Source organism: Rhodococcus sp. NPDC003383, assembly GCF_053589115.1.
Window position 1 is genome coordinate 25,589 of record NZ_JBSFRG010000048.1, and the last position, 12,392, is coordinate 37,980.

Consider the following 12,392-nt stretch of genomic DNA (forward strand, 5'->3'; position numbering starts at 1 on the left):
GACGGTCTCCTGAGGTCGCATCAGTACGGTCGCGTGTACAGACCGGGCAGCGCACGGAAACTCATCGCGGTTGCGGTATCGTCCCGGGCAGGTCGTACGGGGGTGCGGCGGAATCGGGGGATTCGATGGGGGAAATTCTGTATGTGCCGACCCGTCGGCGCGACGGTTCAGGGCAGGTTCAGCTGGAGATGCGGGCACTGCCCGACGGCCGATTGGCGTTGCCCGCGTACACCTCCCTCCCGGAATTGACCCGCTGCTGCGGCCCACGCCAGGCGTGGATGGGCGTCGACAGCGCCGGGTTGCAGGAAATCCATCGCACCACCGGCTACGACGTCGTCCTCCTCGACGGCAAACAGCCACCACCGCCCCCTCCCCCGTCGGAAGACGAGTACACGCAGCCACGCAGCTGGCTGCGCGACCCGCTCGGACGGGCGGACGCCTCGTGAGCATCGAAATCGGGGATCTCAACGCGGTGGCCCGGCACCTGGCCACCGGAGCCGACGGGATCAACGAACTCGGCTCCGAGAGTGCCGATCTGCCCGACGCCGGAGCATCCACCGCGCTGCTCGCGGAATCCCTGGGTGCGCTCGCGTCTGCGCTGGATCTGGCCGTGCGGTCGCTGGCCAACGCAGCCGATCTCACCCAGAACAATCTGCGCGACTACCAGGCACTCGAAGCACAGAACACGCAGAACATCGCCCAGGGCGGCCAGCGATGAGCATCGACACCCGGGTCTTCGGCGACCCCGCGACGTGCTACACCTGCGCCGACTCGCTGGCCACTCTCGCTGCCGGCGTGAACCGGCAACTGGCGTCGGCTCGCGCAGGTCGCACCGAGTCGGAGCACGAGTTCATCGGCACCACCGGTGACGAGTTCCGACAACGCCTGGACAGCATCATCTCCGGGACCACCGAGGTCGCCGACCAAACCGACGCGATCGCCACCGCCCTGCGCACCTTCGCCGACCAGCTCGTCACCGCTCGTGCCCGCATGACGCAGGCCGAAACTACCGCGGCGGAAGCAGGTCTGCCGGTGGAGTTCGGGATCGGCATCGGTGAACCGATCGAGATCGATCCGAATTCGTACGACGTTGCACCGCAGGTCCTTCGCGCCCGTCAGGTGGCGGCATACAACGCCGCGCTCGAGCTCGTTGCCGAAGGTCGCGAAATCGAGGGCGCGGCGCACAGCAGGTTCGCGGAGGCGCTCCGCGGACCGACCACGATCCTGAAGGACGCCGAGGCGCAATGGGGTTGGCTCCTGGCGTTCATCGTCACCGGATACATCGGAACCGCATTCAACGAATTGAAGAAATGGGGTCCGATTGCAGAGGATCGGGCGGCGATGCTGTCCCGGTTCCGTGAACTCGCAGCGGAAGCTGCTCGACTGGGCGATCCGTATCCGGAAGCGACCGCCGCCAGGGCAATCCGTGCATTCCAGAGTAGTGCCGACGACGCCGCTCGTTTTGCTGCTGAGAACTCCCGGCTGCTCGCAGGACTTGGAGGCAACAGATTTGTACAGAGTCTCGGCAGGAACCTGGACACTTTCTTGCCAATCGGATCGTCACTCGGATCTAAGATCCCGGTAGCTGGACTAATTCTGACCGGGGCTCAGACCTTCAGCGATGTCGCAAATGCCGAAACTACCGGGGATGCGGTGAAAGCAGTCGCCAAAGACGTCGGCGGTTTCGTTGCGGGAACCATAGCAACCGAGCTGATCCTCGCTAGTGCTGCAGGCGGACCCGTCACGCTGCTCGCTGTCGGCGCGGGAGTCGGTGTCGCGTTCGGTGTCGGTGAAGTGATCGAACACTGGGACGACATCTCCGGCGCTGCCGGTTCGGCAGCGCGCTGGGTCGGCAATCTCTTCTGAGGAACATCATGCATATATCCGACCTGCCCCCGGTCCCCGACCCGATCACCGGCCAACCTCGTCCACCCTCTGCACCCAGAATCCACCGCGGAACCGAACACACGCCGACGGACCGGCACCCGCGAAACCCACCCGAACCACCGGACCATCTGGGCCCCACGCTCGAATGGATCCAGCCGACCGTCCGCGATCAGTACACCGCTGCCATCCTCATGGCGGGGATCACGATCGCATTCTTCACCATCACCAACGGTGATCTCCGCTGGATCCACTGGTGGGGCGCGTGGCTAATCATCGCTACGGGCGCATGGATGATGTTCCGCACGTACGGAAATGTCTGGACCGCCGCAGGTGCCACCTGGGTGCAATGGCGCAGCAGCTGGGTCGACACCTACCACCTCACGCGCGTCCGCTTCTCCGCCGACGGATACTCCCGCGTCCTACGGCTGAAAGACGTGCATGGCAACGAAATACGCTCGTTCAAGATCAGCGACATCCAAGGCAACCCCGACCTGTGGGACCTCGTCTACAACGGCATCCTGCACTCGGTGGCGTCGGGCAACTGCGACATCGACGCCAAGACCCGCCGAATCCTCCGAATCCCATACGAACTCGGACCACGCCCCACCAGAAAGCGCGTCGACAGAAGACGACTCTGGTGAACATGGCCTGTGACCACCCGAGCGGGAGGTTGTGCGCGAAATCCTCGGGAATATCGCACACAACCTCCCGCTCGGCGGAGGCTCAGGTCAGGACCCGGAGGACGGGGGAATGCGGGAGGCGAGGAGCTCGGCCAGGTGCAGCCCGCGACGATCGGTGAGATCGGCGATCTGGGTGCGGCACGAGTAGCCGTCGGCGAGGACGACGTGGTCGTCGGCCGCCGCCTCGACCGCCGGGAGAAGCTGGTGCCCGGCGACCGCGACGGACACCTCGTAGTGGCCGCGCTCGACGCCGAAGTTCCCTGCAAGACCGCAGCATCCGCCGAGCCGGGTCACGTTCGCACCGGCGTGCCGCAGCAGGTCGGCGTCGGTGTCCCAGCCCATCACGGCGTGATGGTGGCAGTGCGGCTGCGCGACGACGGTGGTGCCGGCCAGCGACGGCAGCGGCCGGTCGGCGAGCAGTTCGGCCAGCGTCACCGTGGACCGTGCGACGACCCGCGCCGACTGCGACCCGAGCAGATCCACGGTGTCCGATCGCAGGACGGCGGTGCACGAAGGTTCGAGCCCGACGATCGGCACCCCTATGCGGAACAGCTCGGAGACGGTGCGGCCCAGTATTTTTCGTGCAGCGTCGAGCTGTCCGGTGGTGATCCAGGTGAGACCGCAGCACTGCTGCCGCTCGGTGACACACACCCGGAATCCGGCCGCCTCGAGCACCTGCACGGCGGCAATCCCGACCTCCGGCGTGAAGTAGTCGGTGAAGGTGTCGACGAACAACAGCACCGGATCACCCGTCCGCGACCGCGAGGCCGCGCTGTCGGCGAACCAGCGCCGGAACGTGCGCGTCGCGAACCGCGGGACGCTGCGTCGTCGATCCAGTCCGGCTACCGTCAACCCGGCGGCCGCGACCCCGGGCATCTGCGCCACGGCGTTGACCAGGCGCGGGGCGCGGCTCGCCAACGCCGCCCAGCGCGGCAACCGTCCCAGCGAGTAGTGAGCGGCCGGGCGCGGACGGTTCCGGTAAGTCTGGTACAGCACTTCGGATTTCCACGTGGCCATGTCGACGCCGGTGGGACAGTCGGAAGCACAACCTTTGCAGGACAGGCACAGATCGAGCGCCTCGTGCACCTCGCGGGAGCGCCACGAATCGGTTACCAGACCGCCGTTGAGCATCTCCTGCAGCGCCCGCGCCCGCCCGCGGGTGGAGTCCTTCTCTTCGCGTGTCGCCAGATAGGACGGGCACATCACCCCGCCGGTCGCGGTCGTGTCGGCGCGGCACTTGCCGACGCCGGTGCAGCGGTGCACGGCGCGGGTGAAATCACCGTCGTCGTCCTCGTACCGGAACGCCAGGTCCTTCCGGATGATCTGTGCGGCAGGCACTCTCAGGTCACGATCGACCGGTGCCGGGTCGACGAGCACCCCCGGGTTGAGGATGTTGTCGGGATCGAACACCGTCTTCACCGCACCGAACAACCGGAGTGCCGCAGGCGAGTACATCAGGGGCAGCAGTTCGCTGCGGGCGCGGCCGTCGCCGTGCTCCCCCGACATCGACCCTCCGTACGACGCGACGAGTTGTCCTGCCGCGAAAAGGAATTCCCGCAGCAGTCCGGGAACCTCGAGCGGAATGTCCAGCCGGATGTGCAGGCAGCCGTCGGCGAAATGGCCGTACGGATACCCGGTGATCCCGTACCCCTCGAGCAGCGACTCGAATTCGCGCAGATACGCACCGACCCGCTCCGGCGGGACCGCCGCGTCCTCCCACCCGGCGTGCGCGGGCAGGCCCGCCGGGCTGCGTCCGGCCAGTCCCGCACCGTCCTCCCGGATCCGCCACAACGCGGCCGCGCGCACCGCGTCCTCCACGAGCAGCGAGTCGACCGCTCCCCCGGCCTTCTCCAGCGCCGCAGCGCGGGCCCGGACCTCCCCGGCCTCGTCCCCGGACAGTTCGACGAACAGCCACGCCGCGCCGCGCGGGAGCGGGGGCACCGCACCGGGACCGCGCCGGGTGCGCACGACCTCGACGATCCGCGAGTCCAGCCCCTCGCACGCGGTCGGACCGAATGCGAGCACACCGTGCGCGGCGTCGCCGGCGGCCGCGATGTCCGGATAGCCGAGCACCACCAGCGTCCGCACCGGCGGGTCGGCGACCAGCTGCACGGTCGCCTCGGTGACCACACCGAGGGTGCCCTCGCTGCCGACGAACATGCGGCGCACGTCGAATCCGTTCTCGGGGGCCAGGTGTTCGAGCGCGTAACCGGACGCCTGCCGCCCGAACCGGCCGAATTCGGTGCGGATGGTCGCCAGATGACCGGTCGCGACCGTCCGCAACTGCTCGAGCAGCGACCCGGCGCCCGGCAGCGACAGAACGTCCCCGGTCCCGGCGATCACCTCGAGGCCGACGACGTTGTCGACGGTGCGCCCGTAGCCGAGGGTGCGCGCTCCGCACGCGTTGTTGCCGATCATCCCGCCGATGGTGCAGCGGTTGTGCGTGGACGGGTCGGGGCCGAAGCGCAGTCCGTGCGGAGCTGCCGCGCGCTGCAGCTGCGCCTGCACGACGCCCGGCTGGACCCGCGCGGTACGCGTCGCCGGATCCACCTCCAGCACCTCGTTCAGGTGCCGGGACAGATCCATCACCACACCGGTCCCGACGGCATTGCCCGCGACGGACGTGCCGGCGCCGCGCGCGGTCAGCGGGACACCGTATTCGCGGCACACCGCCAGCACCGCGGCGATCTCGTCGGCGCCACGGGGCCGCACGACCGCGAGCGGCGGTACCCGGTACAGGGACGCGTCGGAGGAGTAGAGGGCCCGGGTGGTGGTGTCGCCGCACACCTCGGCGACGCCCGCGGAACGCAGCGCCGCGACGAGATCTCCGTCGTGCAGCGGCCCGGCCCCGCCTCGGGCGGGCGGTGCGTCGACGGGATCGGTCGCGCGGGCCATACCGGACGATGCTAGTCCGACGTCTCGCGGGCTCGAGCGCGATCCGGGCGCGTGCCGCGCAGGTGCTGCTGAACAGGCACGGTCCCCCGCTGCCGCGTACTCGCCTAGCATCGACCTTTGTGCCCGCCGATTCCCCTTCGCCCGAAACGACCGCTTCTACCGGCGTGACCGTACGCACGGCCCGCATCGTCGCGATCGTCACCGGGCTGCTCGGGTTCGTCCTCGCCCTGTCGTTGCCGTTCCTGCCGGTGAAACAGGAATCCGCGAGCGTGAGCTGGCCGCAGAACGGCAGCCTCACCAACCTCGAAGTCCCCCTCATCACGTACTCGCCGCTGGAGCTGCGCGTCAGCGTCCCGTGTTCGGCGGTGGGCCTGCTCGGCGAGGACGGCGGCACCCTCGTCTCGACCGTTCCCCCGGACGCCCCCGACGCCACCGAGAACGCGCTGGTGATCCGGTCGGTGCCGGGCCGGGACGGCGCCCCGGGCAGCATCGAGGCGGTCCTGCGCAATTCGGTGCTGGTATCGGCTCCGACCGATCAGCCGTGCACGGCGGTGACCGTCGCCGCCAACGCGGAGCGGACCGCCGCGGAGATCGTCGGCCCGGGTGACGAGCCCGTCACGACCGTCGAAGGCGATGTGCGCCCCCAGATGGTCGGGATCTTCACGGACCTGCAGGGCGCCGCGCAGGATCTGACGACCGGGCCGGCTGCGGAGCGACTGTCGGTGCGCGCCGAGCTCGATTCGCGCTTCACCTCCACGCCGACGATCGTCAAGCAGGTCGCGATGATCGTGTGCGTCCTGGCGACGCTGCTCTCGCTCGTCGCGCTGCACCGGATCGACGGGGTGGATCGCCGTGGTGCCCGCCGGGTGCTGCCGGCCCGGTGGTGGCGGATCACCGTCGTCGACGTCGTGGTCGTCGGCACCCTGCTGGTGTGGCACGTCATCGGCGCCAACACCTCCGACGACGGCTACATCCTCAACATGGCCCGGGTCTCCGAGCACGCCGGGTACATGGCGAACTACTACCGCTGGTTCGGGGTGCCGGAAGCCCCGTTCGGCTGGTACTACGACGTGCTCGTGCTGATGACGAACGTGTCGACGGCGAGCATGTGGATGCGCCTGCCCGCGCTGATCGCCGCGATCCTGTGCTGGATGGTCATCAGCCGTGAGGTGATGCCGCGGCTCGGCGTCGCGGTGCGGCGCAACCGGATCGCGCTGTGGACGGCCGGGCTGGTGTTCCTCGCATTCTGGCTGCCCTACGACAACGGCCTGCGCCCCGAACCGATCATCGCCCTCGGCGCCCTGCTGACCTGGTGCTCCATCGAACGGGCCATCGCGACCGGGCGCATGCTGCCCGCCGCGATCGCGGTGCTCATCGCCGCGTTCTCGCTCGCCGCCGGACCGACCGGCCTCATCGCGGTCGCGGCCCTGATCGCCGGTGCCCGCCCGCTCGTGAAGACGCTCATGTCGCGGCGGCAGCTGGTCGGCTGGTTCGCGCCGCTCGCCCCGATCCTCGCGTCCGGGACGGTGGTGATGGTCGCGGTGTTCGCCGACCAGACCCTCGCGTCGGTGCTGGAGGCGACCCGGGTGCGGTCCGCGGTCGGCCCGAACGTGCACTGGTTCGACGAGCGGCTGCGCTGGGACGCGCTGCTCACCGTGTCGCCGGACGGGTCGCTGGCCCGCCGCTTCGGCGTGTTCGTGATGCTGTTGTGCCTGGTCGTGTGCGTGATGCTGATCCTGCGCAAGGGCCGCATCCCCGGCACCGCGATCGGTCCGTCGCGCCGGATCCTCGGCATCGTGTTCGCGTCGCTGCTGCTGATGATGGCCACGCCCACCAAGTGGACCCACCACTTCGGTGTGTACGCGGGCCTCGCCGGATCGGTCGCGGCGCTGGCCGCGGTCGGGGTCGGCGCCGCGGGTATCCGCTCGGCGCGCAACCGTGCCCTGTTCACGGCCGGGGTGCTGTTCGTGCTGGCGATGGCGTTCACCGGCTCCAACGGCTGGTGGTACGTCTCGAGTTACGGCATCCCGTGGTGGGACAAGCCGCCGTCGATCTCCGGCCGCGCCTTCTCCACCGCGCTGCTCGCCCTCACCGGTGTCGCGCTGGTCGTCGCCGCGTGGTTCCACCTGCGCGAACCGTTCACCACCCCGAAGCCCGACCGCAACGGGCGGGTGCGGGCTCTCGCGTCCGCGCCGCTGACCGTGGTCGCGGCGGGCGTCGTGCTGTTCGAGGTGCTGTCGCTGGTCAAGGGCGCGGTCGCGCAGGGACCGGCCTACTCGATCGCCCGGTCCAACATCGCGTCGCTGACCGGCGGGTGCGGTCTCGCCGACGAGGTGCTCGTCGAAACCGATCCGAACGCGACCGCGCTGGTTCCGCTCGACGGGTCCGTCGCGGATGCGCTCGGCGCGGGCCGCGACGAAGGCTTCACCCCCAACGGGGTGGCGCTGGACCTGACCGCCGACCCGGAAACCACCACCAGCGGTGGCGCCAACACCGTCGACCCCGAGGAGGGCGGCACCAGCACCTCGACCGGTGCCGGCACCGGCGGCGGTCGCGGGGAGACCGGTGTCAACGGCAGCACTGTGGCGTTGCCGTTCGGCCTGGACCCGGCGACCACCCCGGTCCTGGGCAGCTATCGCACCGGCGTGCAGCAGAGCGCCGAACTCGAATCCGGCTGGTACGCCCTGCCGGAACGCACCGACGCGACGCCGCTGCTCGTCGTCACCGCCGCCGGACGCGTGCGGTACGTCGACCCGGACGGGGTCATCACCCCGGGTCAGGACGTGCGGCTCGAATTCGGCCGTACCGCAGACGGGACCGTCGAACCGATCGGCGCGGTCGCGCCCATCGACATCGGGCCGGCCCCGTCGTGGCGGAACCTGCGGGTGCCGCGCGAACAGATCCCGGCCGACGCGGACGCGGTGCGCCTGGTCGTCACCGACGGCGACCTCGCGCCCGGCCAGTGGGTCGCGGTGACGCCCCCGCGGATGCCGCAGTTGGAGACGCTGAACACGGTGGTCGGGGATCAGGCGCCGGTGCTGCTGGACTGGTCCGTCGGCCTGGCGTTCCCGTGCCAGCGCCCGTTCGACCACCGCTACGGGGTCGCCGAGGTTCCGGACTTCCGGATCCTCCCGGACCGGGTCGGGGCGGACTCCACCAACGGCTGGCAGGACCACATCGGCGGCGGCCCGCTCGGCTGGATCCCGCTGCTGCTGACCGCGCAGACGATGCCGACCTATCTGAACCACGACTGGGACCGCGACTGGGGTTCGCTCGAACGCTACAGCCCGATCGATCCGACCGCGACGACGGCGGACATCCAGGTCGCGGAAGTCACCCGTTCCGGGTTGTGGTCGCCCGGTCCGATTCGTGACGGTGTTCCGGATCTGATCGAGTGACCCAGGCTACGCCCAGGTAAGGGGGCGTGTCGCCACAGGTCACCGGCAGATAACATCGACAATCGTGCCCGACGACGTGACGACGACCACCGTTCCTCCTGCCGCCCTGCGGCCACCGGTCGTGACCGACCTGCGCGCGCAGTACCGCACTGCGCGCCTCGTCGCCATCGTCGCAGGTCTGCTCGGTGCACTGCTCGCGATCGCCACCCCGTTCCTGCCGGTGAAGGTCACCGAAGCAACGGTGTCGTGGCCGCAGAACGGCTCGACCGAGGCGGTCACCTCACCGCTGATGTCGCAGGTACCGCTGCGACTGTCCGCGACCCTGCCGTGCACGACCGTCTCGGAACTGCCCGACGGCGGCGGCATGCTGCTCTCGACCGCACCCGCCGACGGCGAGGGTGCCGCGCTCAACGCGATGTTCGTGCGGGTCGGCGAGGAGAACGTCGACGTGCTCGACCGCAACGTCGTGGTCGCGACCGCGCCGCGCAGCGAGGTCGAGTCGAGCGCCTGCCGCGAGATCACGATCTTCTCCGACGTCGACCGCACCACCGCCGAGTTCGTCGGCCTCAGCGACGAGAACGGCAACCCCCGCGCCGGCGAACTCACCGGTGACCTGCGTCCGCTCGTCGTCGGTGTGTTCAGCGACCTGAACGCCGACGTGCCGGGGCTGAACGTCACCGTCGATGTCGACTCGCGCTTCTCGTCGTCCCCGACGGTCGTGAAGCTGCTCGCGATGATCCTGGCGGTCCTGTTCACGGCGCTGGCGCTGGGTGCCCTCGCCAAACTCGACGGCACGGACGGTCGCGGCCACCGCCGGTTCCTGCCCGCCCGGTGGTGGAAGTTCACCGGCGTCGACGTCGTGGTCTTCGCCACGCTGATCGGCTGGCACTTCTTCGGCGCGAACACCTCGGACGACGGCTATCTGCTGACGATGGCCCGGGCGTCCGAGCACTCCGGCTACATGGCCAACTACTTCCGCTGGTTCGGGGTCCCCGAGGCGCCGTTCGGCTGGTACTACGACGTGCTCGCGGTGTTCGCGAAGATCTCGACGGCCAGCCCCTGGATGCGCCTGCCCGCGCTGGTCGCCGCGATGCTGTGCTGGATGGTCATCAGCCGCGAGGTGGTGCCGCGCCTCGGCCGGGCGGTCCGGACCAACCGGATCGCGCTGTGGACCGGTGGCCTGGTGTTCCTCGCGTTCTGGCTGCCCTACAACAACGGCCTGCGGCCCGAGCCGATCGTCGCGCTCGGCGCCCTGCTGACCTGGTGTTCCATCGAACGGGCCATCGCCACCGGCCGGCTGCTGCCCGCCGCGACGGCGGTCCTGGTCGGCGCGTTCACGCTCGCCGCCGCCCCCACCGGCCTGATGTGTATCGCCGCGCTGCTCGCCGGTATCCGGCCCATGACGCGCATCGTCGTGCGCCGCCACCGCCAGGTCGGGACGCTGCCGCTGGTGGCGCCGATCCTCGCCGCCGGAACCCTGGTGCTCGTCGTCGTGTTCTCCGACCAGACCCTCGCGTCGGTCCTCGAGGCCACCCGCGTGCGCACCATCATCGGCCCCAACGAGGAGTGGTGGAACGACTTCCTCCGCTACTACTACCTGATGGTGCAGACCGTCGACGGGTCGCTGTCGCGCCGCTTCGCGTTCCTCACGATGCTGCTGTGCCTCTTCACGTGCCTGCTGGTGCTGCTGCGCCGCCGGCGCATCCCGGGCGTCGCGGTGAGCCCGTCGTGGCGGCTCATCAGCATCGTCTTCGGCACGATCTTCTTCATGATGTTCAACCCCACGAAGTGGACCCACCACTTCGGGGCGTACGCGGGCATCGCCGGATCCCTCGGCGCACTGACCGCGGTGGTCGTGTCCGCCAGCGCGCTGCGGTCGCGGCGCAACCGCACGATCTTCCTGGCCGGACTGCTGTTCGTGCTGGCCGTGTCGTTCGCGGGCATCAACGGCTGGTGGTACGTGTCGAGCTACGGCATCCCGTGGTTCGACAAGACGGTCTCGCTCAACGGCCGCCAGTCCAGCTCCCTGTTCCTGGTGCTGTTCGCACTGTCCCTCGCGCTCGTCGCCTGGCAGTATCTGCGCGAGGGCTACGCGCCGCCGCCGGAGAAACCGACGTCGCCGAAGGGCCGGCGCATCCGCGCGTTCGCCGCGGCACCGCTGACCGTCGTCGCGGGCATCATGGTGCTGTTCGAGGTGCTGTCGCTGCTCAAGGGCGCGGTCTCGCAGTATCCGGCGTACTCGCTGGCGCGCTCCAACATCGGGGCGCTCGCCGGGCAGACGTGCGGTCTCGCCGACGACGTGCTCGTCGAGGTCGATCCCAACCAAGGCCGGCTCGAACCGATCATCGACCCGGCCAACCCGCCGCAGGACGGTGACGCACTGGCCGGCGCCGCACCGCGCGGCTTCAGCCCCGACGGGATTCCGTCCGACCTGACCGCCGACTACGTCGAGGTCAAGCCGGGTCAGGGCAACACCGACAACCAGAGCGTCGGACCGACCTTCGAGACCGGATCCGGTGGCGGCACCACCGGCGGATCGGGTGCGCGCACCGTCAACGGCAGCACCGCGAAGCTGCCGTTCGGTCTGGACCCGGCGGTCACGCCGGTGCTGGGCAGCTACCAGACCGGCATCCAGGAACCGGCGATGCTCACGTCGAGCTGGTACCAGCTGCCCGAGCGCAGCGACGACGCACCGCTCATCGTGATCTCCGCGGCCGGCCGCATCTGGTCCGTCGACGACACCGGCGCCACCACCTACGGGCAGTCGATGCTGGTCGAGTACGGAACCCGGCAGCCGGACGGCACGGTCGAGGTGCAGGGCACCTACCTGCCGCGCGACATCGGCCCGGCCCCGACGTGGCGGAACCTGCGGGTGCCGCTCGCGGACCTGCCCGAGGACACGAACGTGGTGCGGATCGTCGCGAACGACCCGAACCTCACCGGTGACCAGTGGCTGGCGTTCACGCCGCCGCGCGTGCCGACGCTCGAGACCCTCAACTCGGTCGTCGGGTCCGAGCAGCCGGTGCTGCTGGACTGGGCGGTGGGCCTGCAGTTCCCGTGCCAGCGTCCGTTCGACCACCGCTACGGCATCGCCGAGATGCCGAACTACCGGATCCTGCCGGACCGTCCGCTCGCGGTGTCGTCGACCGACACGTGGCAGGCCGCCGAGTTCGGTGGCCCCCTCGGGTTCACCGAGGTGCTGGCCCGCCCCCAGCAGGTGCCGACGTACCTGAAGGACGACTGGGCCCGCGACTGGGGTTCGCTCGAGCGGTACACGCCGTTCTACCCGGACGCGACTCCCGCCGAGGAGGAAGCCACGGTGGTCACCCGCTCCGGCCTGTGGAATCCGGGCACCCTCCGCGTCTACGAGTGACCTGACGAAAGTCGGCCCGTACGGGCCGACTTTCTGTTTACGCGCTGAGTGCGAATCCGCTCGTGCTGTACGGTAGTTGTCAACCTGCCTGAGACAGGTAGTGGTTGATGTTGATTCCGGTGAGGACGGGGAGCTGTGGCGCGAGCGGGCGACGGTGAA

Annotated in this window: 7 protein-coding genes; 6 read left to right on the forward strand and 1 reads right to left on the reverse strand. The window is 69.7% G+C overall.

Translation table 11 applies throughout. The features are described 5' to 3' along the window. The first annotated feature begins 125 nt into the window (after positions 1 to 125). The 4 genes from ACWDTS_RS26955 to ACWDTS_RS26970 all read left to right on the forward strand — a co-directional run bounded on the left by ACWDTS_RS26955 (position 126) and on the right by ACWDTS_RS26970 (position 2,528). On the forward strand, positions 126 to 446 hold the full coding sequence (locus ACWDTS_RS26955) for an SAV_915 family protein (RefSeq protein WP_248673819.1): 321 nt from the start codon (positions 126 to 128) through the stop codon (positions 444 to 446). Further along, positions 443 to 718, forward strand: a complete 276-nt coding sequence (locus ACWDTS_RS26960; RefSeq protein WP_450119381.1) for a hypothetical protein — start codon at positions 443 to 445, stop codon at positions 716 to 718. Before ACWDTS_RS26955 ends, ACWDTS_RS26960 begins: the two co-directional genes overlap by 4 nt. Beyond that, positions 715 to 1,866 (forward strand): hypothetical protein, encoded by a 1,152-nt coding sequence (locus ACWDTS_RS26965; RefSeq protein ID WP_450119382.1) that lies wholly within the window; start codon positions 715 to 717, stop codon positions 1,864 to 1,866. The genes ACWDTS_RS26960 and ACWDTS_RS26965 overlap by 4 nt, the downstream gene beginning before the upstream one ends. 212 nt (positions 1,867 to 2,078) lie before the next feature. Beyond that, positions 2,079 to 2,528 carry a hypothetical protein gene (locus ACWDTS_RS26970; RefSeq protein ID WP_450119383.1) on the forward strand — a complete coding sequence of 150 codons (450 nt, stop codon included), beginning with the start codon at positions 2,079 to 2,081 and terminating at the stop codon, positions 2,526 to 2,528. An 87-nt stretch (positions 2,529 to 2,615) separates the two neighbouring features. On the opposite strand, the gene ACWDTS_RS26975 is transcribed toward ACWDTS_RS26970, so the two are convergent. Next, positions 2,616 to 5,462 carry an FAD-binding and (Fe-S)-binding domain-containing protein gene (locus ACWDTS_RS26975; protein ID WP_450119384.1) on the reverse strand — a complete coding sequence of 949 codons (2,847 nt, stop codon included), beginning with the start codon at positions 5,460 to 5,462 and terminating at the stop codon, positions 2,616 to 2,618. A 119-nt stretch (positions 5,463 to 5,581) separates the two neighbouring features. Here ACWDTS_RS26975 and ACWDTS_RS26980 point away from each other — a divergent pair, with 119 nt between their 5' ends. Both ACWDTS_RS26980 and ACWDTS_RS26985 read left to right on the forward strand, forming a co-directional pair. Beyond that, complete coding sequence (locus ACWDTS_RS26980; RefSeq protein ID WP_450119385.1) at positions 5,582 to 8,860, forward strand: arabinosyltransferase domain-containing protein; 3,279 nt, start codon at positions 5,582 to 5,584, stop codon at positions 8,858 to 8,860. Positions 8,861 to 8,924: 64 nt separating this feature from the next. Continuing rightward, a complete protein-coding gene (locus ACWDTS_RS26985) occupies positions 8,925 to 12,233 on the forward strand; it encodes an arabinosyltransferase domain-containing protein (protein WP_450119386.1) in 3,309 nt (1,102 codons plus the stop codon). Positions 12,234 to 12,392 lie beyond the last annotated feature (159 nt).

What these genes read in the sequence shown, in the direction of transcription:
- ACWDTS_RS26955 (WP_248673819.1), top strand. Translation starts at nt 126, where the DNA reads ATGGGGGAAATTCTGTATGTGCCGACCCGTCGGCGCGACGGTTCAGGG.
- ACWDTS_RS26965 (WP_450119382.1), top strand. Translation starts at nt 715, where the DNA reads ATGAGCATCGACACCCGGGTCTTCGGCGACCCCGCGACGTGCTACACC.
- ACWDTS_RS26970 (WP_450119383.1), top strand. Translation starts at nt 2,079, where the DNA reads ATGGCGGGGATCACGATCGCATTCTTCACCATCACCAACGGTGATCTC.
- ACWDTS_RS26975 (WP_450119384.1), bottom strand. Translation starts at nt 5,462, where the DNA reads ATGGCCCGCGCGACCGATCCCGTCGACGCACCGCCCGCCCGAGGCGGG.